Annotated in this window: 27 protein-coding genes and 2 pseudogenes; 19 read left to right on the top strand and 10 right to left on the bottom strand. The window is 42.3% G+C overall.

Annotated elements, in window-relative coordinates:
* Nucleotides 1–738: 738 nt before the first annotated feature.
* The 7 genes and pseudogenes from NLP_RS14220 to NLP_RS14185 form a co-directional block, all read left to right on the top strand.
* A pseudogene (locus NLP_RS14220) lies at nt 739–1,238 on the top strand (energy-coupling factor ABC transporter permease); the annotation flags it as partial.
* A 270-nt stretch (nt 1,239–1,508) separates the two neighbouring features.
* On the top strand, nt 1,509–1,985 hold the full coding sequence (locus tag NLP_RS14210; RefSeq protein ID WP_104909876.1) for a hypothetical protein: 477 nt from the start codon (nt 1,509–1,511) through the stop codon (nt 1,983–1,985).
* 280 nt (nt 1,986–2,265) lie between these two features.
* Nucleotides 2,266–2,886, top strand: coding sequence for a hypothetical protein (locus tag NLP_RS14205; RefSeq protein ID WP_199784823.1), 621 nt, complete (start codon nt 2,266–2,268; stop codon nt 2,884–2,886).
* Between the two features lie 597 nt (nt 2,887–3,483).
* Nucleotides 3,484–4,140: a DUF1361 domain-containing protein gene (locus NLP_RS14200; RefSeq protein ID WP_104906953.1), complete on the top strand. Its 657-nt coding sequence runs from the start codon at nt 3,484–3,486 to the stop codon at nt 4,138–4,140.
* 304 nt (nt 4,141–4,444) lie between these two features.
* Complete coding sequence (locus NLP_RS14195) at nt 4,445–5,560, top strand: baeRF6 domain-containing protein (RefSeq protein ID WP_442946652.1); 1,116 nt, start codon at nt 4,445–4,447, stop codon at nt 5,558–5,560.
* A gap of 143 nt (nt 5,561–5,703) precedes the next feature.
* The gene (locus NLP_RS14190) at nt 5,704–6,804 is read left to right on the top strand and encodes an AAA family ATPase (RefSeq protein WP_104906952.1); all 1,101 of its coding nucleotides are present in this window, start codon (nt 5,704–5,706) and stop codon (nt 6,802–6,804) included.
* Nucleotides 6,804–7,490 carry a DUF4276 family protein gene (locus NLP_RS14185; protein WP_104906951.1) on the top strand — a complete coding sequence of 229 codons (687 nt, stop codon included), beginning with the start codon at nt 6,804–6,806 and terminating at the stop codon, nt 7,488–7,490. Before NLP_RS14190 ends, NLP_RS14185 begins: the two co-directional genes overlap by 1 nt.
* On the opposite strand, the gene NLP_RS14180 is transcribed toward NLP_RS14185, so the two are convergent.
* Complete coding sequence (locus NLP_RS14180; RefSeq protein ID WP_104906950.1) at nt 7,491–9,836, bottom strand: putative PEP-binding protein; 2,346 nt, start codon at nt 9,834–9,836, stop codon at nt 7,491–7,493. It abuts the gene before it with no gap.
* Between the two features lie 713 nt (nt 9,837–10,549).
* On the opposite strand from NLP_RS14180, the gene NLP_RS14175 reads away from it, so the two are divergent.
* Nucleotides 10,550–11,020, top strand: a complete 471-nt coding sequence (locus NLP_RS14175; RefSeq protein ID WP_104906949.1) for an MgtC/SapB family protein — start codon at nt 10,550–10,552, stop codon at nt 11,018–11,020.
* Nucleotides 11,021–11,271: 251 nt separating this feature from the next.
* On the opposite strand, the gene recF is transcribed toward NLP_RS14175, so the two are convergent.
* Together recF and NLP_RS14165 are read right to left on the bottom strand one after the other, a co-directional pair.
* Nucleotides 11,272–12,396 (bottom strand): DNA replication/repair protein RecF, encoded by a 1,125-nt coding sequence (gene recF / locus NLP_RS14170; protein WP_104906948.1) that lies wholly within the window; start codon nt 12,394–12,396, stop codon nt 11,272–11,274.
* Between the two features lie 138 nt (nt 12,397–12,534).
* Complete coding sequence (locus NLP_RS14165) at nt 12,535–15,393, bottom strand: cation-translocating P-type ATPase (RefSeq protein WP_104906947.1); 2,859 nt, start codon at nt 15,391–15,393, stop codon at nt 12,535–12,537.
* Between the two features lie 439 nt (nt 15,394–15,832).
* Here NLP_RS14165 and NLP_RS14160 point away from each other — a divergent pair, with 439 nt between their 5' ends.
* On the top strand, nt 15,833–17,503 hold the full coding sequence (locus tag NLP_RS14160) for a transglutaminase-like domain-containing protein (RefSeq protein ID WP_104909875.1): 1,671 nt from the start codon (nt 15,833–15,835) through the stop codon (nt 17,501–17,503).
* 72 nt (nt 17,504–17,575) lie between these two features.
* Here NLP_RS14160 and NLP_RS14155 read toward each other — a convergent pair whose 3' ends face one another.
* From NLP_RS14155 to NLP_RS14135, 5 genes and pseudogenes are all read right to left on the bottom strand, one after another.
* Nucleotides 17,576–18,268 carry a hypothetical protein gene (locus NLP_RS14155; protein ID WP_104906946.1) on the bottom strand — a complete coding sequence of 231 codons (693 nt, stop codon included), beginning with the start codon at nt 18,266–18,268 and terminating at the stop codon, nt 17,576–17,578.
* A gap of 76 nt (nt 18,269–18,344) precedes the next feature.
* Nucleotides 18,345–18,668 carry a hypothetical protein gene (locus tag NLP_RS14150; protein ID WP_104906945.1) on the bottom strand — a complete coding sequence of 108 codons (324 nt, stop codon included), beginning with the start codon at nt 18,666–18,668 and terminating at the stop codon, nt 18,345–18,347.
* Between the two features lie 100 nt (nt 18,669–18,768).
* Nucleotides 18,769–19,218, bottom strand: coding sequence for an SUKH-3 domain-containing protein (locus NLP_RS14145; protein WP_104906944.1), 450 nt, complete (start codon nt 19,216–19,218; stop codon nt 18,769–18,771).
* 175 nt (nt 19,219–19,393) lie between these two features.
* Nucleotides 19,394–19,732: pseudogene (locus NLP_RS14140) on the bottom strand (SUKH-3 domain-containing protein); the annotation flags it as partial.
* 199 nt (nt 19,733–19,931) lie between these two features.
* The gene (locus NLP_RS14135) at nt 19,932–20,786 is read right to left on the bottom strand and encodes a PD-(D/E)XK nuclease family protein (RefSeq protein ID WP_104906942.1); all 855 of its coding nucleotides are present in this window, start codon (nt 20,784–20,786) and stop codon (nt 19,932–19,934) included.
* Between the two features lie 146 nt (nt 20,787–20,932).
* On the opposite strand from NLP_RS14135, the gene NLP_RS14130 reads away from it, so the two are divergent.
* From NLP_RS14130 to NLP_RS33145, 8 genes are all read left to right on the top strand, one after another.
* Nucleotides 20,933–22,357: a phosphoglucomutase/phosphomannomutase family protein gene (locus tag NLP_RS14130; protein ID WP_104906941.1), complete on the top strand. Its 1,425-nt coding sequence runs from the start codon at nt 20,933–20,935 to the stop codon at nt 22,355–22,357.
* Between the two features lie 131 nt (nt 22,358–22,488).
* On the top strand, nt 22,489–22,764 hold the full coding sequence (locus NLP_RS14125; protein ID WP_104906940.1) for a LapA family protein: 276 nt from the start codon (nt 22,489–22,491) through the stop codon (nt 22,762–22,764).
* 84 nt (nt 22,765–22,848) lie between these two features.
* A complete protein-coding gene (locus NLP_RS14120; protein WP_104906939.1) occupies nt 22,849–23,115 on the top strand; it encodes a BrnT family toxin in 267 nt (88 codons plus the stop codon).
* 3 nt (nt 23,116–23,118) lie between these two features.
* Complete coding sequence (locus tag NLP_RS14115) at nt 23,119–23,376, top strand: BrnA antitoxin family protein (RefSeq protein ID WP_104906938.1); 258 nt, start codon at nt 23,119–23,121, stop codon at nt 23,374–23,376.
* A 12-nt stretch (nt 23,377–23,388) separates the two neighbouring features.
* Nucleotides 23,389–23,610: a LapA family protein gene (locus NLP_RS14110; protein WP_104906937.1), complete on the top strand. Its 222-nt coding sequence runs from the start codon at nt 23,389–23,391 to the stop codon at nt 23,608–23,610.
* Between the two features lie 13 nt (nt 23,611–23,623).
* Nucleotides 23,624–23,830, top strand: a complete 207-nt coding sequence (locus tag NLP_RS14105) for a DUF433 domain-containing protein (RefSeq protein WP_104906936.1) — start codon at nt 23,624–23,626, stop codon at nt 23,828–23,830.
* On the top strand, nt 23,827–24,270 hold the full coding sequence (locus NLP_RS14100) for a DUF29 domain-containing protein (protein ID WP_104906935.1): 444 nt from the start codon (nt 23,827–23,829) through the stop codon (nt 24,268–24,270). Before NLP_RS14105 ends, NLP_RS14100 begins: the two co-directional genes overlap by 4 nt.
* Nucleotides 24,236–24,406, top strand: coding sequence for a hypothetical protein (locus NLP_RS33145; protein ID WP_158680375.1), 171 nt, complete (start codon nt 24,236–24,238; stop codon nt 24,404–24,406). The genes NLP_RS14100 and NLP_RS33145 overlap by 35 nt, the downstream gene beginning before the upstream one ends.
* A 2-nt stretch (nt 24,407–24,408) precedes the next feature.
* Here NLP_RS33145 and NLP_RS14095 read toward each other — a convergent pair whose 3' ends face one another.
* Nucleotides 24,409–24,813 (bottom strand): hypothetical protein, encoded by a 405-nt coding sequence (locus tag NLP_RS14095; RefSeq protein WP_104906934.1) that lies wholly within the window; start codon nt 24,811–24,813, stop codon nt 24,409–24,411.
* Nucleotides 24,814–24,819: 6 nt separating this feature from the next.
* Nucleotides 24,820–25,791: a hypothetical protein gene (locus tag NLP_RS14090; protein WP_104906933.1), complete on the bottom strand. Its 972-nt coding sequence runs from the start codon at nt 25,789–25,791 to the stop codon at nt 24,820–24,822.
* Between the two features lie 356 nt (nt 25,792–26,147).
* Between NLP_RS14090 and NLP_RS14085 the strand changes: the two genes are divergently transcribed.
* Together NLP_RS14085 and NLP_RS14080 are read left to right on the top strand one after the other, a co-directional pair.
* On the top strand, nt 26,148–26,369 hold the full coding sequence (locus tag NLP_RS14085; RefSeq protein WP_104906932.1) for a hypothetical protein: 222 nt from the start codon (nt 26,148–26,150) through the stop codon (nt 26,367–26,369).
* Complete coding sequence (locus tag NLP_RS14080) at nt 26,369–26,740, top strand: type II toxin-antitoxin system PemK/MazF family toxin (RefSeq protein ID WP_104906931.1); 372 nt, start codon at nt 26,369–26,371, stop codon at nt 26,738–26,740. The genes NLP_RS14085 and NLP_RS14080 overlap by 1 nt, the downstream gene beginning before the upstream one ends.
* The last annotated feature ends 257 nt before the right edge of the window (nt 26,741–26,997 follow it).

Raw genomic sequence — 26,997 nt, 5'->3', positions numbered from 1 at the left:
CTTGTTTTTATGATATTATACTGAAGTCTGGGTGTTTTTATCGCAATATTCTGTAGTATATATAAGTAAACTAAATCAGCAAATATACAGTTTAGTAAGCAAATTTAAACGATTTTTTATACTATAGAAAATAGTAATTTAATATAGAGTATCGGAAATTTGGGAAATATGCTTATACATTATTATTGTTACAGCAAGGTAAAAATAAAGTGCCAATACTGATTGCATAAGCTTGTTACGCCAGGAAAACCTTATTTGTTGATGCAAGAAGTATTGAATTAATTAAACACTACAAAACAAAGAAAAATAAAAAAATAAAAACATTTTTTTGAGAATATAGATATAACTATTTCTAAATTGTAAGAGCAGCTATAGGAATCCTATTTGATTTTGGAAAAAGCGAACTACTCCATAAGGTAAGAGGCAAGTTAACGTTTCGCTATTACCTGTTTTTAAAAGTGATTTCATCAACCAAATGAAACTAGATATGTGCAGTCTGTTTGGCCAGATTTGTCAACATTTAGCGGGATAAAAAAATAGCTTAATAAAATTTAATAAGTTATTCAAGAAGTATAGTATTTAGTAAAAACTGTATTGTAAATTATGTCAAAAGTAACACGATAAAATCCCTCAATAGGGCATTGCAAAAAATAGAAAAATTTTGTTTGTTATTAAAATGATGGCGTAGTTTTATTGCTTGTTTTGAGTAAATGAACCTCTAAGAATACAGGGTAGATCATGCATATTCCTGATGGATTTGTTTCTATTCCGGTGGCAGGGACTACTGGTTTAGCGAGTGCGGCAGCGCTGTTTGTTGCCTTCGGGCGATCGCAAGAGGCTTTTGGTATTCGTCGTACCCCGATATTGGGACTAACCACCGCCTTTATTTTTGCTGCCCAAACGATCAATTTTCCAGTAGCAGGAGGTACTAGTGGTCACTTGTTAGGGGGAACCTTAGCTGCGATCGTTTTGGGCAGTCCTTAGGCAGGAACATTATGTCTGGCTACAGTTTTAATTATTCAAGCCGTGCTATTTGCTGATGGTGGCATTACAGCCTTGGGAGCAAATATTTTTAACATGGCAGTAGTTAGAGTTTGGGTTGGCTGGGTGGGTTATGATTGAAACTTTGCAACAGATGTTTGGTGGGTCTAAAGGGCGCTTACCCTTGGCTGCTGGTAATCGCTGCTGGTGTGAATGTAATAGTAGCTGCGATCGCTTGTGCCATTGAATTATTGGTTAGGCAGAGACACTCAACAGGCTTTGGTACTGTCTGGCGATCGTATTCAAATAGACAGCGATATTCAACCACTGTTAAAAAATGGTGCTACTTTAGACCAGTTGGGTTTGCCGATAGATTGGTGATTTCAGATCAGGATAAGTCAAGAAGGGAATAGGTTATAGGTTACAGAATACAGATTATTCCCGATCACCTCTCCCCTAATCCTAATACCTCTTTTACCCGTAATATTGGATACTATATTGTGGGTTTGATTGCTGTTGGGGTGTTAATGTCTGTTTTACATAAATATACTGTTCTTGCTCCTGTGAGCCTAAGTATTGCTTTATGCATTACTAGTTGCAGCGACAATAAAGTTTCCCAGTGCCAGCGACTGATTCGAGTCGTGAATGCTGGAACTTCTCTAATTGATAAAAATAAAGGATCGCAAGTAATAACTAGCATACAGCTATCTAAAGATTTAGACTTTGTGACCAAATCCATTGGAGAACTGAAGCTAACAGATCCGAAACTGAAAGAATTTCAAAGCGATTTTGTGAAGATTTTTCAAAATCTTAGTCAAGCGATCGCTAAAGCAGGTAAAGCCCTTGGTGCAACCAAGACAGCAGAAGCCTCTGAATCTGGGAGAGAAAAAATCCAAAAGGCGAGAGCCGAAATTGATTCAGCACTGACAACAGCTACAGATATTGGCAAACAGTCAGATACGTTAGTGAATCAGATGAATAAGTATTGTAGCGAGCCAGAATAATCTATCTGGGGCATTGGGCACATAGGCAGAGGTGCGGAGGCAATACTTTTCGGATAAACCCAATAATCTCTTTTTTGGTCTGGGGAAAGGTTACTGAGCTTGGGCTAAAGGTAAATCCAAACCCTTTCCTTTTCCCCCAAAACCCGAAAAGTATTGGGGCAGACAATGGATGAAATTGGCACACGAGCCGCACAAAGCGGCTTAACGCCAGAGATTTTGAATGATGAAGAATGCCCATTTTTAATTTGTTGAGGGTGCGATCGCCGCACCGCTTCATAATATGGCTGTAATGGTTTTATTGTGCGTAGACGCTGAGTTGTTCAGCCGACGATTATCGCCCTCCATTCACCTCACCTCTCTACAACTCCCACGAAATAGTTGTTCTATCTCACTGAGTTGTCGAATTCTACCAGAGGATTGCTCAAGCAATCGCAATGGTGGTGCAACCCCCACAGTCTTTGATTTCAAATCCGATCTCCCAGGTTCGCCAAAGGTGACATCTTTGGAAATGACTAACTCACCCCTCGCAAGAATAGAAATCAAAGTACCTGCAACTGCAACTCTCATAACTCCTGCACCAACTACTGGTAGTGGTAATACACCCATTCCCCCATTAGTAATTGATGGTAATGCGATCGCTCCTGCTCCTGTAGTCAGTGATGGTAATGCGATCGCTTCCTCAACACCTGCAACGTATACATCTGAATCTAATTCTCCATCACTTTCTACTACACCTAATATGGAATTCAGTAACGGTAATTCTCTAGAGGTCAATCAAGTAGTAGTCAACCCTGCAACCCTTGCTCAAGCTGCTTGTTCACAGGATTATGCCAAGAGTTGTACAATACCCACCTCACCCAAACAAGCGATCGGCCCTCGTAGTCGAGTGCTAGTGCGTTAGTTAGGGACTTTCAAATAAAAAATATCCAACTACTTCTTGTTGGGTGGGCATCTCACCCGCCCCTAAGCAAAGGCTAACTTGACAAAAATTTTGGGTGCTTCTGGAACTCTAGCAGGGCAAAATGAAATCAATATAATAGTTAGCACAGGGGCAATATTGCAATTAAAAAAGTCCAGCATCAGTTATTAGCGGCGTTTTTGTTGCTCAGACTAGCTTTCGGTGGTATATTTTACCCTGATGATTTTCTGGCTATACTAGTGGCTTGAGGCGATTGATTGATAAATTTCATCCTCCAGCATAAAATACACAAAAACTCTAAATTTTGGACATATAGGACTCATATTTGATTTTTGAAAAAAACTCAGTACACCTTTATTCCTTCTTCCCAGTCCCCAGTCCTTAGTCTCTACGAGTAATTCAGGAATCAAATCGGATTGCTATATAAGAGTATGCATTTACTTCTAACTGACACAAAAATCTTGTCTGATGTTGGAGGAAATTAATTTTCTTGGAGGCTACAAAAACTCGATCGCTAAGGTTAACACTAACACTACAAAGTGAATATACATCAATCAAACATCTTCCGAGTAAGCACCTATGAAAGAAGAATTGATAGCCAAAGTCGTGCAAGTCTTGCGAATTAATATGAGTTGGATGACTTGGAATTTGTTTCTGGCTTTTATACCTTTGGCTTTGAGTGTCTGGCTATTTCGCATGAGGCGCGGTGGCACTTGGCTTTGGTGGCTAGGATTCTTAGTTTTCTATGCTTTCTTACCAAATGCACCGTATTTGTTGACCGATGTAATTCACTTGATAGATGATATCCGCACGATTCAATCGGTGTGGATGATTACTTTAGTACTTATTCCTCTGTATTTGCTAGTAATTTTAAGTGGACTAGAAGCTTATGTAATATCGTTAATTAATTGGGGTCACTACTTACATCGCATCGGTAAGAGCCAATGGATTTGGCGCGTTGAGACAATTACACATTTTCTCTGTGCTGTTGGTGTTTATTGGGGACGATTTTTGCGTTTTAACAGTTGGGATTTTATTACTCAACCCGATGCCGTACTTACCAAGGGGGTAGAAGAAATTCTAGGAAAACAGCCCTTAGTGATTATTGCTATCACCTTTGTGGTACTTGCGTGTTTGTACTGGATTATGAAACGAGTAACTTTAGGTCTTAGCCAATCAAATAGCAAAATAGGGATAAACTCAGGACGCACAAACTCTAATACGCCAAACATTTGATTCGACGTGGCGATTTTGGCTTTTAAATTTGGGGTTTTAATTAGTAATTCCCTTGAGGAATATTGCCTATCAAAAGAAAGATGCAACTAAACTTTCCTTCAACTAAACTCTCCTTGAGGTGAAATAAACTCAGAAGCAAACGGTTGAACTTCAACCGCCATCACTTGAGAATAACGTCCTATCAGATCGTTGAATATCGATGGTCTGGTTTGGTCTATCTAGTCATGTTGATAGGAGGGATCTAATATGCAATTAATCTCGAAAGAGGAAATCAAGACATTAATAGAACAGCCAAAAGGAAATTGTGTTTCCATTTAATATGCCAACGCACCCAGCCGGGCCAGAAGTGCGACAAGACCCAATTCGCTTTAAAAATTTGGTCAAGGAAGCGGAGACTCGTTTAATTGATGCGGGTTTGGAGGAGAAAAATGCGATCGCATTGTTAGAAAAATCCCATGAACTTGATACCCAAGAGTTTTGGGAGCAAATGGGAGAGCAAGGACTGGCGATTTTTATTTCTGAAAATATTTTTCGCTATTATACCCTGCCAATTGATTTTCAAGAGTTGGTCGTGGTTACAGACCGATTTCACATCAAGCCACTGCTGCCAATTTTAAATGGCAATGGTCGCTTCTATATACTGGCTTTGAGCCAACAAGATGTCAGGTTCTTTGAAGGAACACGCTACAGCATCAATGAAGTGGGAGTAGAAAATCTCCCTAAAAGTCTAGATAAAGCTTTGCAAAGAGACGAGACTGCTAAAGAAGGCCAGTTCCGCATCGCAACATCAAAAGGGGGAACCAGCAATACTTTTTCGCAACCAGGCACGTTTCACGGACAGGGAAGCCCTGAAAAGGATAAACACCAAGAAGACATCCTCCAATTCTTTCAAATTGTTGGTGGCGCATTACACGAGAAACTGCGAGTGCAAAAAGCGCCTTTGGTGTTGGCTGGGGTAGAGTATCTCTTGCCTCTCTATAGACAGGCAAATACTTACCAGCATTTGATGGATGAAGCTATCACCGGTAATCCAGAAATTCTCAGCGCCCAAGAGTTACATAACCAAGCTTGGCCGATTGTCGAGGCTGATTTTCAAAAGTCGCAACAAGATGCTTTAGAGCAATTTCACGAATTGTTTGGTGGTGATACTGGTAAAGCATCTAACAAGCTTGAAGAAATTGTCTCAGCAGCTTATTACCAACGCGTGGATTCATTACTAGTTGCAGTTGGTCAGCAACAGTGGGGTTTATTCGATCCAACCTCAGAAACGGTTTATTTGCACCCAGAAAAAGAAGCTGGTGATGAGGATTTGTTGGATTTTGTTGCTGCTCATACTTTATTAAATGGTGGCACGGTTTACGCTATTCCCTTTGAACAAATTCCATATAGCACAGCCGTTGCAGCGATTTATCGATATTGAGTATTTTCGCGGTGTTGTATAAAGTTGAATGTGCTATATACAACACCAACAATGATTATTATTCGCTCCTTGCATAATAACAAGGTAAAATGACCAAGATTCTACTTAATATACTTTGATTTATAAATTCAGGAGACCGACTTTTGAACAGGCTGCAACGATTAACCCTTAACGGATTCAAGTCTATTAAGGCGATGGATATTGAGTTGCGCCCCTTAAATATTTTGATTGGAGCAAATGGAGCAGGCAAAAGCAATCTCATCTCGTTCTTCAAGATGCTTAATGAGATGATGGCTGGACGCTTCCAACAATATATCGGTATGTCAGGGCGTGCTCAGTCCCTCTTGCACTTTGGAGCCAAGATAACTCCTCAGATAGAAGCAAAATTGGAATTTGAAGTCGAAAACGGGGTGGATACCTATCATCTGCGGTTATTCTATGCCGCTGGTGATACGCTGTTCTTTGCTGAGGAGACATTGAGCTTTCTGCAAACGGGTAGGACATCCCCAAGAATTGACCACTTGGGTGCAGGGCATCAGGAAACAAAAATTAGTGAAGCAGCAGAGGAAGGTAAACAAACAGCCAAAGCTCTCAAGTACTTGCTTGATCGTTGCCGTGTATATCACTTTCACGATACATCTTCTACAGCGGGAGTGCGGCAATCCTGTTACATTGGCGATAACCGATGGCTCATGCATGATGCCGGAAATTTAGCTGCATTACTTCTGAAATTCCGCGAAGAAAATATTTCAGCTTATCAACGTATCATCGGAACAATCCGTTTAATTGCACCATTTTTCCATGACTTTGTTCTTGAGCCAGATGCATCTAATCGTGTCATTCTGAACTGGCAAGAAAAAGAGTCTGATGGGGTATTTGGACCCCATCAATTTTCAGATGGCACTTTACGCGCTATATGTCTTGTAACACTGCTCTTACAGCCAGAAGATAAACTACCAGAACTCATCGTTGTTGATGAGCCAGAATTAGGTCTTCACCCCTATGCTCTAAATGTTATGGCTGCCTTGTTTAGCAAGGCTTCGCTCCATACGCAAATCCTCATCAGCACCCAATCGAGCTCCTTCTTAGATAATTTTGATCCAGAAGATGTGATTGCGGTAAACCGAGAGGGCAAGGAGTCGCAATTTAAGCGGCTCAATCCCACAGTATTAGAAACTTGGCTCGACGAGTACAGTCTAGGAGAAGTCTGGGAGAAAAATATCATTGGGGGAGGACCACATTAATGATGCGCCTCTACCTATTTGCTGAAGGACAAACCGAGCAGACATTCGCCGACACTTTGATAAAACCGCACTTAGCTCAACATGAAGTGTTTATGCACTACCCTCGGCTGATCGCTCACGCCAGGAATAAGGGGAAGGTGCATCGTGGCGGTGGACGCAATTACGCGCCAATGAAAAACGATATTCTGCGATCGCTCAAGGAAGATAGTAACCTTGATGTATTCTTCACTACGATGATTGATTTGTATGCTATCCATCCTGATTTTCCGGGATTAGCTGAGTCTGAGAGTTTGCGCCAAAATCCCATAGAGCGAGTTGAATTTTTAGAGCAACAGTTTGCAAAGGATATCAGTGATTACCGCTTTATCCCGTACATTCAATTACATGAATACGAGGCATACCTTTTTGCTGATCCAATGTGCTTTGAATATCTTTATGCTGATCGCACAAAGGAAATTGAGGCTCTTAACGCGATCGCTAATCAATATGAGACACCTGAGTTGATCAACGACGGACAGCAGACAGCTCCGAGTAAACGCATCATCGCTCGGTTTCCTGATTATGAAAAAGCGAAGTCTGCTTTTGGACCACAGTTGGCTGAACAAATTGGACTAGAAGTAATTCGAAGCAGGTGTCCCCACTTCAACACATGGCTGTCACGCCTAGAATCATTGAATCATTCCTAACTAATGCAGTTTTCGGCGTGCTGCTGCTAAAATTAGACGTTGCTCAGCACGAGCGATCGCTTGATATGTTCGCTCGATTGCTTCCGGTTCAACAGAAATGGAAGTAATACCCCATTCCACTAACTTATCAATAATTTCTGGATAGAGGGCTGGTGCTTGACCGCAGATTGAACAAGGTATATCAGCACTTTTAGCCATTTGGATCAGTTGAGCGATCGCACCCATAACTGCTGGATGACGTTCATTAAATACTTTTGCTAGCTGTCCTTGTTCTCGATCTACTCCTAGCAATAATTGGGTCAGGTCATTTGTACCAATAGAAATTCCCGCCACACCTGCATTAACATATTCTGGTAATAAAAACAAGACACTTGGCACTTCTGCCATCATCCACAATTGAAACTGCACCACCTCGGTTAAAAGAGCTTGCTCAACTTTGCGACGACAAAAGACAAATTCTTCCACAGTCCGCACAAAGGGCAACAGCAGGTTTACATTAGTGTAGCCAGCTTGCTGTACACTCACCAAAGCTTTCAGTTCTAGCTCAAAGACTGCGGGATTTTGTAAATAGCTAAAGGTGCCGCGTTCACCTAACATCGATTGGGGCGAATATTCTGAACTATCACGCAATGATGGTAAATCCTGCGATCGCCAATCTAAAGAACGATAAAAAACTGGTCTTGGTGCAAAGGCACGGGCAAACTGCATAATCTGCTCTGACCATAGCTCTAACAATTCTGCCTGACGCCCGCTTAAAATCCAACTATTGGGATGTTGCCCGTTCAATATATTTAGTATCATCAATTCTGAGCGCAACAATCCCACTCCATCCACAGGCAGGTTTTGCACTTGTTCTATTAAAGTGGACTGACTCAAGTTAACCAGCAGTTGGGTAGCAATCATAGGTAGATGAGACGTAACAGAAGCATAGGGCGCTTTCGGGTTAAGGTGATGGGAGGAAAGAAGATTTTCTTCTCTGCCTTTGTCCATCTCCTCCTTTGAGTCTCCTTTGATGCGATAAACTTCTCCTCTGTCGCCATCAAGCAGCAGTCGTTCGCCAGTTTGGATTAAAGTTGTGGCAGATGTTACGTTGACTACTGCTGCAATACCCAATTCTCTAGCCAGAATTGCCGCGTGACTGGTTAATCCCCCTTGTTCTGTGATAATACCACCAACTTGTTGCAATAAGGGCAACCAATCAGGTGTAACTGTTGGTACTACTAAAATCACTCCCTTGGGTAATTGTTCGGGTTTCTGTTGCGGATTAATAATTACCAGGGCAGTGGCTATAACCCGTCCCCCGGCTGCTCCTAGTCCCCGAATGAAGTGTGAGTGGGGAATTATAGATTGTGAAGGACTAACTTGTGTGATGTAGAGCTTGCCAGATGTATTTTGTTGAGTGATAGTCCATTTAATCGTAAAGGTTTTACCTAGTTCACTTACTAGTTGAGTTCCCAGAGAAATTATTTGTTGTAAGTATTCTTCTTGTAAAGAGTACTGTTTTTGTTGAGCTTCTGGAAGTAGATAGGTAATCAGACAAGTGCGATCTAGTGTTAGCAATAAGTTGGGTATGGGTTGCGAAAAAGCTCCAGATGCTGCATCAACACCATAAGCCAGCATTTTATTGCCCAGTTTTTGCTCAAGCACAACCCCAGTTTCTGGTTGAATGTAGTAAACATCTGGCTGTACTTCGCCTTGAGCTACCGCAATTCCTAATCCCCAAGTAGCTTCAATTTTCCACCCAGAGGAATTGGTTGTGAGCGAGCCACTGGCGATCGCATTCTCAACAGGTTGCACCAAAACTGCGAGATTAATTTGTTGGAGATTAATTCCTGAGTGCTGCCAATATAATAGACTTCTGGCCCGAAATATTTGGCTCCAGGTACACTTTAGAGCCAAAGCGATCGCTTCCGGTTCGCACTGGCAAAATACCGACTCCAGCAAACCCGATATATTCTTCATACCTGGGTTAGCAGTCGATACTGCCAAAGTTGGCCGAAGAATCAAACAGCTAGTTTGCCATTCTCTAGCTGCTTGGAAAATTGTACTTACCCACTGCTGTGCCACAGTTGCAGTCAGAATTTCTTGGCGCAAGCGACTAGCCACCTGCTGAAGTTGACGCCAATTAGTTACATCCAGGTGTAACGAAGAATAAGGTAAGTCAGCGACTAATGATTCGGAACTATTGAGATTTTCGAGAAATTGCCGCAAAATTTCCGCCGAAATTACAAAACCAGGCATCACCGGATAGCCACGCTGGATAATTTTGCTCAAGTAAAAGGCTTTGTCACCTACTTTGGCGCGGTCTTGTAGTTTAATTTGATCTAGCCAGTAGAGTTTATTCACTCAATTTGTTAGTTGTCTATTTGTAGCCACAGCAATTTCTTTTTGGTATGTTATCAGGTTAATCCACTGACTTCTGAATAGAAAGTACTTAGGACTTACAGCAGTTTTCTTTTGCATGAATTACAAAGTTACGGGTTTTGAAGCAGAATACAGGAGGTAGAGACTCCTGACAGCAGAATTCAGAATTCAGAATGGGCTGCGCTAACAGGAGTCAGAAGTAAAACAGGCTTTATACCTGGCTTTGAGACAAATCGTTGTGTACTTCAGTAACTTTAAATACGCTGTATAGCTGATTTGCTCGATTTGTACATGGTCGTATCATATTTAATTGTTGAGTGTATGGGTTAAATCTAAAAATTTAAGGTATAATTTTGTGGCTAAGTCATTTTAAATAGCCAAAAAACTATTTAATAAACTTAAAAGTTATGTAGTTTGCCCAAATTACGATCGCTGCCACAATTTAACAATGCAAATCTCCATTCATGCGCCAGAATAATATCTTATTAAAAAATAATCCTAATAATAATGGAAAATCTTAATTCTCAGTTTCAAAACCATTACTGAATTGATAGAATCCCAATATGAGATAGGCTATTGCACTACACCCATTGGATTAAACTCCATTAATAAAACATTAGAATAGTTTTGTACTATTTTTATAAAAATATTACGATTTAATCTAGTATATAGAATTCTCCATATCAGACTAAACATTGGCAAACACTTACTACCTTGCAACTGATGATTGGCTGAATATCAGCTTCCGGCTATGTACTGCATTGCTTATTGGAGCAATCATCGGCTTAGAACGCCAAATTAGGCGCAAACCAGCTGGTTTAAGAACTCACATGCTGGTGAGTTTAGGTTCAGCCTTATTTATCTTGATAATCATGCAAACAGGAGGACTACAAGCTGCTAGTCCTGATGCACTTAGCCGCGTGATTCAAGGGATTGCAGCTGGTGTAGGATTTCTTGGTGCTGGAGAAATTGTACGCCAATCTTCCCAAGAATCACAGCAACTTGAAATTCACGGACTCACCTCAGCAGCGGCTATTTGGGTTTCATCTGCATTGGGAATTGCTGCTGGCTGTGGTTTATGGCAGTTAGGATTAATCAGTGCTATGCTGACTTTTTTAGTTCTCAACGTTTTTAAAAGGTTAGAAAAACATCAAAAAAAATCATAGTAGAGGCATACAGATGGATGCTATAAATTCTTGTATGAAACCAATTCGCAATTCGCAATTAAATCAAGCCACCCACGAGGAGTGGGGTTTTAACCTGCCTCGTGATATTTCGATGAAAATATCTTTAAATCAATACAGTTCAGAATGAGCAACAAAACCCCGATGTAGAGACGCGATAAATTGTGTCTTGAAAGACCAATTATCTACACCAATAACCCTTAACCCAAGCGTATTGATCTTTATATAAATTTTTAATTTTTCATTGTTAATTCTCCTGCTTTCACGAAAATAATTTGCGATGACTTCAACCATTGGGAATCAAAAGAACCCAAGTGAGTAGTAGTAATCAGGGTTTGAAAGCGGTCTTGAATGGCATCAAGCAATTGATTTTGGCGGGATAAATCTAGTTCGGCAAGAACATCATCCAGCAATAGTAATGGTGGCTCTTTAACGACTTCTTCAATTAATTGTAATTCGGCTAATTTTAAAGCTAGAACCAGCGTTCGTTGCTGACCTTGAGAACCATATTGACGAGCGGGTGTCTGGTTAATAGTTAATTCTATTTCGTCTCGATGCGGGCCGACAAGGGTAGTACCTTGGTGCATTTCAGCAACGGCTCGCTGCTGAATTTTTGCTAAAAAAGCTTGCTGTACTTCTTCTGGCTGGTTATCCTCTAAAGGAATATTAGGCACATACTTGATTTGGAGAATTTCTGTACTGCCACTGATACTGCCGTGCCAGGTGGTAGCAATGGGAGCTAATCTTTGAATGGCGCGATCGCGTCGTCTAATTACCCTAGTTCCTGTAGTAGCTAACTGTGCATCCCACAGCGCTAGTTCTGATTGTAAAGATGTTGCATCTAACGTCTCTACATGGCGTTTTAAAAAGGCATTGCGCTGGCGTAATACATGATTATACTGCTGCAAAATGTGAGCATAAACTGGTTCCAGTTGAATTAATAATGTATCTAACCAGTTACGGCGACCTTCGGGACCGCCACGTACTAGTTCTAAATCCAGGCTGGAAAATTGGACTGCATTGAGAACGCCGAGAAAGTCCATTTGACGGCGGATCGATTCGCCATTGAGAGCAACGCTACGGCGACCATTACGGCGCAAGGTCAAGGTCAGGTCACTAACACCTGTTTGTCGCTCAAGGGTGGCATTAATTTGAGCTATGGCTTCCCCTTCTTGAACTAAATCGCGATCGCGGGTCATGCGGTGCGATCGCAATGTCGCCAGTAACTCCACCGCCTCCAACAAATTTGACTTTCCTTGAGCATTATTACCTACCAAAATCGTTTTGGCAGCAGTAAACTCAACCTTTTGGTCTTGATAATTGCGAAATTGTCGGAGGTTTAGAGTTTTTAGGTACATAGAGAAAAGTTAGGGGCGAGGAGGTAAGAGTTAGGAGTTAGCAGTTAGGAGTTAGGAATTGAAAACTCATATCTTAGTAACTCATAACTGCTGTAGAGACGCGATTAATCGCGTCTCTACTAATAACTCCTCACTTTTTCAAACGGCCTTCTTGCCCATAATCCGCAAAAATATCTTCTCCGCTTCAATCCAGACAAACATTAAAGCACTGAAACCAATACAAACCCCCAACTCTTGCATATTCAGGTAGTGAGTACCAAAGAAATCTCGCAGAGGTGGGACATAAACTAGCATCAGCTGCAAAATCGTGGTGACGACAACAGCCGCTAGTACAAAGATATTGGAGAAGGGATTCATCTCAATGGTCAGTCGGTTGTTGGAGCGAATAGCGATCGCATGACCCATTTGGGCAATACACAAGGTAGTAAATACCATTGTTTTCCAAGCTTCGGGATTTCCCTGATACCCAGCAGCATGGGTATGTTGATAAGCCCACCACATTAAAGCAATGGTAATAATGGCAAAGATGATGCCAATACGAATCATATAAGAACCCAATCCCCTAGCGAAAATACTTTCGCGGGGACTAAAAGGCGGACGTTGCATGACATCTGGTTCTGGAGGTTCCACAGCTAATGCTAAGGCTGGTAAACCATCTGTCACCAAGTTCATCCACAAAATTTGTAAGGGAGTCAGGGGAACGCCTCCCAAGCCGATTAAAGGTGCGGCGGCAATTGTGAGAACTTCACCAATGTTACTGCCCAAGATGTATTTAATAAAGCGGCGGATGTTGGTATAAACAACTCTGCCTTCCTTGGTGGCGCTGACAATGGTGGCGAAGTTGTCATCAAGTAACACCATGTCACTGGCTTCTTTACTGACATCAGTGCCAGTAATGCCCATTGCAATACCGATGTCGGCTTGTTTGAGGGCTGGAGCATCGTTGACACCATCGCCTGTCATCGCCACAAATCGACCCCGGCGTTGCAGTGCTTGGACAATTCGCAGTTTGTGTTCTGGGGAAACTCTGGCATAGATGCTCACCAAGTCAACGTTTTGCTCTAATTCCTGGTCAGTCATGCGTTGCAATTCTTGACCTGTAAGCAGGCGATCGCCTTCTTGGGCAATTCCCAAATCGGTAGCGATCGCTCGTGCTGTTAATTGGTGGTCGCCAGTAATCATCACTGGGCGAATACCTGCTTCTCGGCACTCTTGCACAGATGCCCTGACTTCTGGGCGTGGTGCATCTAGCATTCCCACCAATCCCAGCCAGACTAAATCTTGCTCAGATGTTTCGTCTGAACCTTCTGGGGGAATCTCCACCAGGGGTTTGTAGGCAAAACCTAGCACCCGTAAACCTTTACTCGCCATTTGGTCATTTTCTGCCAAAATTTTCTGGCGTTGTTCTTCGGTCAAGCGGCCTGTGTCATTACCCAAATGAATCTGAGTGCAACGTGCCAGGGTTAACTCTGGAGAACCTTTGGTAAACATTAAATAAGGTTCAGATTGCAGAAAACCGGCGATCGCAGGGTCAACACCTCTCGAAAATGCTTCACCTGTGGCAACTCCCTCCACCTGAGCGATCGCGCTCATCCGTTTACGTTCTGAGGAAAAGGGGAACTCCGCAACGCGAGGTAACTTACTGTTCCACTGGTCTTTTTCGATTCCGGCTTTTCCCGCCAGGGTGAGTAATGCCCCCTCAGTCGGATCTCCCAAAATTGCCCATTCACCTTGTTCTTTTTGCAACACCGAGTCATTACAAACAGCACAGGCGACTGATAACGCGGAGATTTCTGGAGACTCCTCTAGGGAAATTTTTTGACCATTTAACTGAAAGTCTCCTGTGGGAGCATAACCTTCGCCGGTGACGCGAAAAGTTTTATTATTGGTGGAAATCGATTGCACCACCATTTTATTTTGAGTCAGGGTGCCGGTTTTATCAGAGCAGATGGTAGTTACAGAACCCAACGTTTCCACTGCTGGCAATTTGCGAATCAAGGCATTTTGGCGCACCATTCGCTGGGTTCCCAGTGCCAAGGTGACGGTAATTACAGCGGGTAAACCTTCTGGCACTACAGCAACCGCCATACTCAAGGAAACTTCCAAGAGTTCTTGGATGTTTTTAAAACCTCCGTCCTTAATGACACCGCCCACGACGACGATCGCCACGAGAATTAAAGAACCTGTAACCAGGACATTACCCAGTTGAGTCATCCGCTGCTGTAATGGCGTCGGTTCACTTTCCACCGCCTGCAACATCGCAGCAATTTTACCCAGTTCTGTAGTCATTGCGGTGTTAGTCACCAGAACCTTGGCACGTCCTTGGACTACTTCAGTTCCTTGAAAGACAACATTTAAGCGATCGCCTAATGATGTTTCCTCCGGCAATTTTAATGATGCCTGTTTATTCACCGCTTCCGCTTCACCAGTCAATGCCGACTCACGTACTTGTAAATTAGACTGTTCGATCAAGCGTCCATCTGCGGCTATCTGCATCCCAGCTTCTAGCAGCATTACATCCCCTGGAACTAGTTCTTTAGCTGCTATCTCCACCAGTCTGGTGTCGCGGATCACCCGCACTAAGGGAGAAGTCATTTTTTTCAAGGCTGCTAGGGCTTTTTCGGCACGGCTTTCTTGGACGTAGCCGAGTATGCCATTGAGAATAACAATTGCTAAAATTGCGATCGTATCTTTAAATGGCACTTCACCAGGCTTTAATCTGCCCTCCCGCAAAGCCATCAAATCTAAAAACCCAGAAATGAGAGCTACGCCAATCAGCATCAACAACATAATGTTCTTGAACTGATCCAGCAGAATTTCCCAAGCACTACGGCCCGCAGTTTCTTCAAGTTCGTTGGGGCCGTATTTTTGTAATCTCTGTTGAATTTCTTGGGGTGTTAAGCCGCTGTCTGCGTTACTATCAAGCAGGTCTAGCGCTTTATCAACTTCTAAACTATGCCAAACGGCGGCACCTTCAGGCAGAGAATTAGCAGACATCGTGTAGGTCACAGCAAATGGTTACAAAATTCGATCATAATTTAGTGATGGCAGGAATTCCATCTTCTAAAGTTACATTAAGCTGATCGCCCAGTTGTATGAGTGTATATGTAATTCTTAATATTTGTAAATTCCTCCTCTTTTAACATAGTATTATTTCTCACGAAAGAGTTTTTCGGAACACATTGTACCGATAATTATTAGTACCCCGCTGTAAACGTGGCGATCGAGAACCACTAATTGATGTACTTGGTAAGAGCAACGCCCATTGTGGGTAGTCTTTTAACTCAGCACTCTTCATCCACCCCAATCGGCAAAGCCATTGCTCGACTAGGATTTTTCCATCTCAAGCAATTGGTGTTACCACGCTAAAACCGCTTGAGTCATGTTTCCTCCCCTACCTAAAGGTGAGGGTTTTTTACACTTACCACAAGGTTTTATGAGTTTTGCACTCCCCACTTTGACCGTTAGCCAAATGTTTGGGCAAAGAACAATTCGACCGCTTACTGCTGCTGCCCTGTGTGGCATTACTTTCATTAAAGATAGATTGATTGCCATTGACAGTATTAAAGGACATCTACTGGAGATCGATCCCACCTCTGACAACAGCAAAATTCTCAATCCCCATCAAGTTGAAGAATTTACCGATGTCACGGGTCTAGCGGTGTGGGATGATACCCTGTGGGTAAGCCGAGAAAATAGTGTTTATTTGTGCAAGCTCAATGCTTTGGATCTGGAACATTTTGTAACATTGCCTTATGCAGCTGATGGTGTTGCTGTTTGGGAAACAACAGTTTATGTCAGTTGTCAAAGGCTGGGCTACATTCTGGTTTTTGACCGCGAAACGCGAAAAGAGATTACCAGATTTTATGCCCCTGGAGTTGGGATAGAGAATTTGGCAGTCAACCAAGAAATGCTCTGGATTTGCGATCGCACCGAACAATCAGTTTACGCGATGGATAGAGCCACGGGAGAGCTGCAATTCAGCGTCCTGACACCCTTTGAATGTCCCACAGGCATAGCAATACATAAAAATGAGGAAACAGGCAAAGAAAGTATTTACGTCGCCTACGCCTCAGAGGAGCCTTATATTCGGGATAACCCCAATGCCGATCCGAGTCATGAGCTAACATTCCGCGATCGCACTTTTATTCATCCTCTGTATTATCATTACCAGCCAGATAAGCGTTACGCCCTCTCTAACGGCTATCTGATTGAAATGTCTTATGCAGAGGAAATTGCACCTCTAGACGAGGTTTATTTACCTGATGTCGAATGGCGCATCGCCCTACCATCGGAAACTGAGCGTCAAAAGGTGAAACACGTTGAACCTATTGGTATACCTTTTACCGAAGAAGTGATAGAGGGGCAACGTGTAGCAGTCTTTAAATTTGATTCTCTTGCACCAGGAGAACGGCATATATTTGGCTGGAAAGCACTTTTGGAAGTTCGAGGGATTAAGTACCGCATCACACCTAGAGATGTGGAAAATATACCGGAACTGTCCCCAGAATTACAAACACGCTACCTAGTGGATGACGACGATTTAGCAATGGATAGTACCATTGTTCGCCGTTCCGCCAGAGAAGCGATTGGTTCTGAAACCAATGTGCTGCGGAAAATGCACAGCATCCGCAACTACGTCTATGATCAGTTGTCCTACGGTATTAAACCTTACATTGATCCACCAGATACAGTTTTAGAGCGGGGCGTTGGTTCCTGTGGCGAATATGTCGGTGTTTTACTTGCTCTATCCCGTTTAAATGGCATTCCCTGCCGCACCGTAGGCAGGTACAAATGTCCTCCCCATAGTGACTTAGTAGGAGTACCGCTACAACCCGACTTTAATCATGTTTGGTTAGAATTTTACGTCCCGAATTTTGGCTGGTTGCCAATGGAATCAAATCCTGACGATGTAGCTGAAGGTGGCCCTTATCCGACGCGCTTTTTTATGGGCTTATGCTGGTATCACATTGAAATTGGCAAAGGCATCACCTTTGAAACCGTGACAAGTCAAGGTGCGCGGCTAACTAAACAAGATATCCCCATCGGTGATTTGGCGATTAATCATATTCGGTTCACAATTCTTAAAGAATTACCGGACTTTTGAATTCGAGAAAGACTACGAGAAAGTGAGTAGGGTGTGTTATGCCGTAGGCTAACGCACCTTAAAACTCTCTGCTTAACCACAATTTTCCTCTACTCCTAAACTCTTATTCCTATTCAAGTATTCTTCAAACAATTCAAAAAATTTCTGTAGTGCCTCATGCTCATCTACAGAATAGAAAAGGATTATCTTAGCCCATGACTGACCTGAGTTAATTCCATATTTTTCTTCAATCCATGATTGAAACCCCTCAAATTCCCTTTCTGGCTCAGTTGGAGGTACGCCAACTTCTCTTCGAGCAAAACTGTATCCTCGCAAAAGCATATCTAGTCTAGTAATTGAACTAGTTCCTAGATACATTCCTGGTCTTTTCTTTATAGCACCTAGAATCTCCTTGTAAATATCAAACCGAGGAAACATCAAATCCTGACGAAGCCTTAAAACATCTTCACTTTCTTGAGTTTTTGAATTATTTTTCTGCTTTTTGAACTTTTTAAAAAGTTCAAAAAACATATAGAAAGCATCTTTTTCACTACTAGAAAGAAACAGAATTATCTCAAGCCAAGATTGAGTTATATTAGTTTTTGCTCTTTCTTGCATCCATTCATTAAATCCTTCCATCGGGTAGCCTTCGGGAGTTAATCCTAAGTTACTTAGTTGACTTAAATACCCCCCGACAAAGAAATCAAGGCAAGTAATTGATGGCTTATCTATGTATATGACTGGGTTATCTTTAATCTCTTGGAGAAGTCTAGATAGATTCCTCATATTGATTACTCCAATTGAATTTAGCGAGTTGGGTATGTTAGGCTACGGCATAACACACCTTACTACTCTCTGCTTATTACCGATTTTTTTGAAGAACAAAACTGCCGTAAATTATAGATAGTTCAAAGATGTCTGTGGTAATTACAGCAGCTTTCTTATGGGATTCTGCACCGATAGAAAAGCCGATGAGATCAGCTTCTAGTTCATGTACTTCCTCTGAGTCATGCACACTCCACCTTATGTCATGACACTCCTGAAAAACTAGCACATAAGGCAAGCGATCCTCGGTAGGATCGTACACACATTCAACTGATACTTCGTTTCCCCATAGAGACACATTTACACTTGTAATTAGCGATGTCAAACCACCAAGTTTAAGTAAATGGTAATCGTCTGGCATATTAATTTAGCCCCAAAGGATATCTCTATTGCAAAGCTATAGCTGCGATACTTTGCTTCTGCCACTATCCGCTTCCTCTGAACCAAAACTAGGCTTTGTGTCAAGGTACTTCTGGCATATCCCTTCCGCTGCAAAGGGCTTCAATGGCATCAATTCCAGAGTTCCCTACATGAATCAATGTGTCATCGTAGCCTGCGTATACTTTACCATCTTGAGCCATCACTAAAGTCATATGATAGCTGAAAGCCTCGCCGATTATGCAAAGCGGAGCACCTACCCGCTCACTGTAATCTTCAACCCTTTCAGGATAGATATGTGAAGCAGTAACCGTTGGATTAATGTAAAATTCGTCCTTTTCTTCTCTAAGGCGATGATGTGGGTGTACCACTCGTAAGCCCCCAAACTGCCTTAGAAAATCCACTACAACTGCATGAATAGGATACCCTTCTGACTGCAAGCTTTTCTCGTATTCGCTTGTATTCACACAACGGTCTTCGCTCCATCTTGCCTGTTGTAGCAATGCTCTTGTTTCTGCTGAAAATACTGCCATAAGTAATTGTTACTGTATGGATTTCTAAATCCTATATGTTGCCTTCATCTAATGCGGAGGGAGATCCCCCAAAGTCAGTTGTCAGTTGCTGTGTGCTGCGCTTGTTCAAGGAGTAGGCGCAGCATCTTGCGGGGAACTATTTTTATCGATGCTTTTTCTCGTTTAAGTTTTGGCATTACTGTACTTCTGCCTTATGCCTTCCGCTACAAATAGCTTCAATGGCATCAATTCCAGAGTCCCCTACACGAATTAATGTGTCGTCGTAGCCTGCGTATACTTTACCGTTTGAATCCATCATTAGAGTCATGTGATAGTCGAAAGCTTCACCGATGACGCAAAGCGGCGCACCTAAGCGCTCATCATAGTCTTCCCTCACCCTTTCTAGACAGATATGGGCAGCAGCAACCATCGGATTAATACAGAACTCATCAGTGGTTTGAAAAACACGGGGGTGAGGATATATTACCCGTAAACCCCCAAAACGTGCTAAAAAATCCACTACAACCGTATGAACTGGATAGCCTTCTAACTTTAAGCAGTAAAAATACGAGGATTTAGCAGATGTTTCTTAGAGATTTAAGAAGAGAAAGACGTAAATCAGACACATTGAAATTCCTGATTATAAATACTTGTCAGACAATATTTTCAGGTGTTTACTTGGAATGCGATGTCTACTAAAAGCGAACATTGTAAATTCTTTCTCACTTTCCCTATTAGCTATTAACTCTTAAACTTGGCAATGGATATGATTGATGCTGCTTAAAATCGGCAAAGTCACAGATTGAGTTAAATGGGCAAAAGCGGCAGTGAGAGCCAGGATTGGGAGGAAAAACTTTACTGAAATTACTAGTTTCTTCCTGATATTTTTGCAAATCGTGCTGGTGCTTGTGGGCAACATTCGCTAACTCAAATTTTAATGATTCTAATTCATTATTATTGATACTAATTAACTCAGATCTTTTACATATTTCTAAATTATAAAATGATGCAACAGCTTGCCGTTCCGGGTAAAGATAACGAGCAGCTAGCAAATAAACTAATGCTTGTCGTTTGTCAAAAGCGGACTTACCAGTTTTGAAATCTAAAATATGTAAAGTGCTATCAGACTCAATAAAAACGCAGTCCATAGCCGCATATAAGCGAAAGCAATAATCTTCTTGTTCAACTACTATCGGTTTAGGAAAGCCTTCATCACCCGGAGTTAATTGGATAATATCTTTATCCAAAAGCAACGGCGCATCGTGATATTTGTGCAAAATTTGCAGTACACGTTGCTGGACTTGAACGCTTGAGTTGCCTAATTTAAGTAGCTGGGCAACTCTTTCTACACCATCTGCTTGCTTCAACAGATACCTGTGATGATGAAACTCATAAATGCCTTTTTGAGCTAATATGCCAATCCGCTGGGGCGCGGTGGCTTGCCCTAAAAGCGCTTTGACTTGTGGTTCGTGTTGCCGTGCTTTGATAAACCCCCGTCTCATCTGGCAATGCCAGCGTTCTTGCCCAGTCGCTGGGGCAACTAGAGACCAAAGGTGATAACTGGCAAAAGGTCGATCGGGGGTTGACATTGCTCAGAAACAGTGAGAGAAAATACGATGGGGAGAAGTTTAAGCTAAGGCTTGCTTAGAAAAGAACTTCGGAGGATACTTGCTGCTACACACGCTTTGCGGGAAGCTTTTATAGTACTGATAATGTACCGGAGCAAGTGGCAAAAATGTCTAGCAAGATAAAATTTGGTACCGATGGATGGCGAGGGATTATTGCCGATGACTTTACTTTTCCCAATGTGAGAAAAGTAACAAGGGCAATCGCCACTTACTTAGAAACAGCCTACACAAAAGATAGACCAGTACTTGTTGCCTACGATACTCGCTTTTTAGCTGACCAGTTTGCCCAAACAGCGGCCCAAGTACTAGCAGACTTAGGTTGGACTGTGAAAATTACCGATCGGGATTGCCCCACACCAGTAATTGCCTACAACGCCCGTCACCTAAATTCCGCCGGGGCGTTAATGTTTACTGCTAGCCATAATCCAGCACCCTACTGTGGAATTAAATATATACCCGATTATGCTGGTCCTGCCACTCCAGAGATTACTGATACTATTGTGGCAAATATAGAAGGTGCATCGGATGAGTTGCCTGGGAGCAATCCATCAGGTTCAATTTCAATTTTCGATCCGAAACCAGATTACCTGCAATTTATCTACACCCTACTTGATGTAGAAAAGATCAAAAGCGCTAATTTAAAGGTAAAGTACGATGCTTTGTATTCTACCTCTCGCGGCTATTTAGATGAAGTTTTGCAACATAGTGGCGTTCAATTAGAAAGTTTCCATGATTGGAGAGATGTTTTATTTGGGGGTGGAATGCCAGAACCCAAAGGAGAACAGTTAGTTGAGTTAGTGGAAGCAGTAGTTCGAGATCAAGCTGATTTGGGCTTGGCAACGGATGGAGATAGCGATCGCTTTGGTATCGTTGATGAACAAGGAAACGTCCTTACTCCGAATACTGTGCTGCTACTTCTAGCACGTCATTTAATCAAAAACAAAGGTAAGACTGGCGCGATAGTCCGCACTGTCGCTACAACCCACCTGCTGGATAATTTTGCTGCTAAAAATGGGCTGCAAATTTACGAAACAGCAGTTGGTTTTAAATACATCGGCGAAAAAATGCGCGAAACTGCCGTGCTAATCGGTGGAGAGGAATCAGGTGGTTTGAGTATTATCGGGCATATTCCCGAAAAAGACGGGGTATTAGCCGATATGCTGGTGGCAGAAGCGATCGCTTATGAAGGCAAACCGCTAAGTCAACTTGTCAAAGAAGCGATCGCTGAAGCCGATGGCCCACTTTACAATAACCGCCTAGACTTGCACCTCACAGAGGCGCACAAAACCGCCGTCATCGACTCCTTTACTAAAAATCCACCTACAGAGGTAGCAGGAATTAAAGTCAAGGAAGTGGGGCGTAAAGACGGTATTAAGCTCTATTTAGAAGAAGGTAGCTGGATTTTACTGCGTCCTTCCGGTACAGAACCACTGGTACGCGTCTACCTAGAAACCAACACTCCCGAAAAACTCACCCAAATCGCCCAAGAGTTAGAGAGTGCCATTGCTAAACTAGAGGCAGTAGCAGTTTAATCTGTCAGAGTTAATAATTATGAATTAGGAGTTAAGAATTGTAAATTTACAATTCTTAACTCCTGATTTCTAATTTCGAGCAAAATATAACTCCTAACTTTTTACTCTTAACTCCTCACTTCAATCAAAGTATGAAAATCGCTCCTTTTTTGACATCTCTAGTTGTAGCGGTTTGGGTAATTGCGATCGCAATTATTTCAGTCCAAAATGCCACACCCGTATCGTTAAAATTCTTAACATTCCAATCGATTCAGATACCAATGGGTTTAGTGCTAGCTTTTAGTGCCGTTGTCGGTTTAATTGGCATGGCAGTGCTGCAACCTCTGTGGGGACTTGCTGGTATTGGACAGGGTAATTCTAGATTGGAAGATGATGCCGAATTTTTTATTGATGATGAAGATTTTTAAGGTTTGAAAAAAAACACATAAAATTACACCAGTTAAGTAATCTTCATCTGGTAGTATGCACATTTGTGCATATAATAGATTTAGATGGCGTATCAGTGGGATAGGGATAAGGCAGCAGCTAATCTTCGCAAGCATGGCGTTGACTTTACTGATGCAGTAACCGTGTTTTCTGACGATTTAGCAATTACCATCACAGATGAACGTTTTGATGAAGAGAGATTTATCACTATTGGGATAGATGCTTTCAGTCGAGTTTTAGTAGTTGTGTATACATGGCGCAATGATCAGATTCGATTGATTTCTGCCCGCCAAGCTACGCGCTATGAACAAAAGCAGTATGAAAAGGGATAAGTTATGGAAGCTGAGTATGATTTTAGCCAGGGCAAGCGGGGAGCGATTGAATCAACACCAGCAGGCAAAACTCGAATTACAATTCGCCTAGATGATGAAGTACTAGCATGGTTTCGTGACCAAGTTCACGCAGCAGGTGGGGGAAATTACCAAACTTTGATTAACGATGCCTTGCGTGAGTACATTCAGCAGCGCCGTGAACCGTTAGAAGAGACATTACGGCGAGTATTGCGAGAGGAACTTGAGCGCATCGGAAAATGAGGTGAAAGGGCGATCGCAATTATTTCAGTTCAAAATGCCACACCCGTATCGTTAAAATTTTTAACATTCCAATCGATTCAGATACCAATGGGTTTAGTGCTAGCTTTTAGTGCGGTTGTCGGGTTAATTGGCATGGCACTGCTGCAACCCCTGTGGGGACTTGCTGGTATTGGACAGGGTAATTCTAGATTGGAAGACGATGCTGAATTTTTTGTTGATGATGAAGATTTTTAAGGTTTGAATAGCTGTGCAGTACCAAAACATTATTACAATCGAACCAGGAAAACGAGGTGGTAAGCCTTGTATTCGAGGAATGCGAATTACTGTATACGATGTTTTATCTTATCTTGCCTCTGGGATGACCTACGAGGAAGTGTTTGATGACTTTCCTTATTTGACACAAGAAGATATTTTAGCTTGCCTAAGCTATGGGGCTGATCGAGAACGGCTATGAACGCAACTTATAAAGCAGATTTTAACTTGTGGATTGAACAGACAGCCCAACTATTGCGATCGCATCGCTGGCAGGAAGTTGATGTAGAACATCTGATTGAAGAGGTTGAAGGCTTGGGCAAAAGTGAACGACGGGGTATTGCCAGTCAACTAACTCGCTTACTATTGCATTTGCTCAAGTGGCAATATCAACCCCAACGTCGCTCAGATAGTTGGCTCGATTCGATTACTGATTCTCGCACCCAAATTGAGTTAGCGATAGAAGATAGTCCTAGTCTTAAGAACTATCCTACAGAGCAGCTTGAGGAAAGCTATCAAAGGGCACGTCGCCAAGCAGCCAAGCAAACAGGGATACTTTTATCCGTGTTTCCAAAAGAGTGCCCATATTCTGTAGAGTTAGTGTTGGATGAAGACTGGCTACCGGAAGCAAGCGATATTTGATAACTTTATTTGTGACTGTGTGGGTAGTGGCGAGCGCTATGAAATAATAACGCCTGTAAGCCTCACACTATATGAAAAAAGCCTGCGTTGTCAGGCTTTTTTAGAAACTTGTGGCAGAGCGATCGCACTTTTATAAAATTAAAATGTCCATTCGTGGTCTGGATCATCTAGCGCAGCGCGAACAGAAGCTAAGTTTGCAAGGTCTTTGAAAGGGCTTGATTTAGCAATTTCTGTGATTGAGTTTAAGGTAAGGGCTAGTTGTTCATTATTGCCGGATGCGATCGCATTATCAACGACAGCAAACAAAGCGCGAAAGTTTTCTGCACGTTCATCAAAAGAGCGATCTAGATACGCTATCAGCAACTCTCGCTGGGCGTTAATCTTGGTGATTGTTTCTTTTTCCCAAGCTTCAATCCCTCGTCTCTTTGTCTTTTCCTGTTCGGCAATCATTTTATATTCAGTATAAGCTGAAACCATTTGCTGTAAGCATTCAGCAGGATTTAGGTTTGCGAGTGCAAAAGCAGCTATTTTATGTACTGACATGCTTAATTATCCTCCCAGAGTACGATACTTTGCTTGGATAGTCGTGCAGGCAGGATTCAGATACCCTTCATTGTCTAAAACAGGAGTTTTCATAATTTCTGCAAGCGCTTTCACCAGAAGTGCTACTTCTTGAAACTTCCTAGCATCGCGATCGCGATTAAAAGGTTGGGCTTCAAGCTCTTGAAGTGCAGATTTAGCACGGTTGTTTAAATTACACACTAAATTAGCCAGTTCCACTGTTCGCTGTTTAACCTGTAATAGAAAATCTTGAGCTGCTTCAATATTGGCAATTTCTATATTTACCCTAGCTTCATACTCTCGCGCTTTAGTCAAAGCTTCCTCACCCTTACCAGCAAGTTGAAAACCCCCAACCATCAACGCGGGGCCTAGTGTAATACCTCCCAATACAGCACCACCAACTGCCATACTAGTACCACCACCTAACCAAGTTATGGCTCCAGTCCAAGCCGCAGCACCACCAATTTGTGAGATAGCGACTTCACCAGCCCACAATCCAAAGAACTTAGAAACAGTAACAGTACCTACACTCCTTGCTAAGGTAACTGCACTAGAACCTGCTGCTGAGGCTGCAACAGCTGCTGACACACCACCTTTCACCCACTGTTCAGCTTTGATAACTTCTGTTTTGTACTCCTGAACTTGCTGAGTGGAAATGTCTAATCCAGTTAGAATATACAGATTGTTTTGGGAAGCTCGCTGACCAATTCTCTCAATAAAAGCTATAAAGTTTGAAATTGTACCCTGCTTGATACGAAGCTGCATTTGACCATAAACTTCTGCCGACTGGTTAGTAATTTCCCAAGCTGCTTTTAAGTTTTGCAAGCTACTTTCGTATTTTTGTTGAGCCTGTTCACCAATTTCCTTTGCCTGATTCATATTGCCAATCCCTTCAGCACCTTTTACTGCTCCGAAGGCTCCAGTAGCTAAAGCAGCAGCACCTAAGATAAGTGGAATCATGAATACTCCTGATTGTGATTAATATTTGGTCAGTACTTGTCTACGGGTTCGCCATAAAAATAAGGCATCACCTTATACTTAAGTTTCCCGGAAATACTAACTAATGAACATTCAGAAGGTATAAATTTGAGACTGCAATGAACACAGCTGTCAATTCTTTTCGTTTTGAATGCGATCACAGGGAAGCTAACACCTCAATGCAATGGACAAGCGATCGCATTATCACTGTAAATTGACTTGAAGTAGAAACCCAACAATTTATGTATCTTCAGCAACTACACTACTTGTGCATAGAAGCTTTTTAACAGCTTGGCGCAGGCATCACAACTGTTAGGATAAGACACAGGAGGGTTTTTATGTCCAATAACGCCCATGAGATATATAGCCAAGTTGTTTGTAACTTGTCACCAACTGAGCGGCTACGCTTGGCAACCCTGATTCTAAATGAGCTAGTCGAGCAAAACTTGTCGATCATCGATCAAAGTGATGCTTGGACTGAGCAAGATCAGCTTGATTTAGCATCGTTTTCGTTACAGTACGCAGCTTCAATTTTGCCTGAAAGTGAGGAGACAGTTTAGTGACGTTCCATCCCGGTGATGTAGTCACAGTTGATTTTCCCGGTGTTACTGGTATTAAGCGTCGTCCTGCTATAGTTCTGTCATCAGCCACTTATCATACAATCCGTCCTGATGTAATCATTGGACTCATTACTACTCAAACAACTGCCCTTGGAATTACTGACTATGCACTTCAGGATTGGGCAGCAGCAGGTTTGCGGGTTGCATCTGTTTTCAGAAGTTTTATCGTCACCTTACCACCCTCTGCTAATTTGGTTTTGATTGGTCACTTGTCAGAACTTGATTGGAAAGGTGTTTGTGCGTGTGTCAAGATAGCTCTGGCTGAGTTAAATGATTCTAAACCATCATCAGATACATCATCTGCTTCATAGAAATTTATGTATTTTTAGTAATTACACTACTTGTGCGATCGCACCTTTGGGAGGCTAACACCTCAATGCAATGGAAAAGCGATCGCACTTGGCTTGACACTAGAATATTAGTCGCTATCTTGTGGAGATTATGAGTTGAGCAATTTACTCATGAACTGCTGCTGATTTCTACAATTGCTTCTCCTTGCCGCAGTTGTTCTATTGCATCAGGTAAAGCGATGTCTACGACGGGCTACGCCTACGCAATTATCCAAAGC

Origin of the sequence: Nostoc sp. 'Lobaria pulmonaria (5183) cyanobiont' (genome assembly GCF_002949795.1) — a bacterium.
Classification (GTDB): domain Bacteria; phylum Cyanobacteriota; class Cyanobacteriia; order Cyanobacteriales; family Nostocaceae; genus Nostoc.
This window is presented reverse-complemented; position numbering and strand designations above follow the sequence as displayed.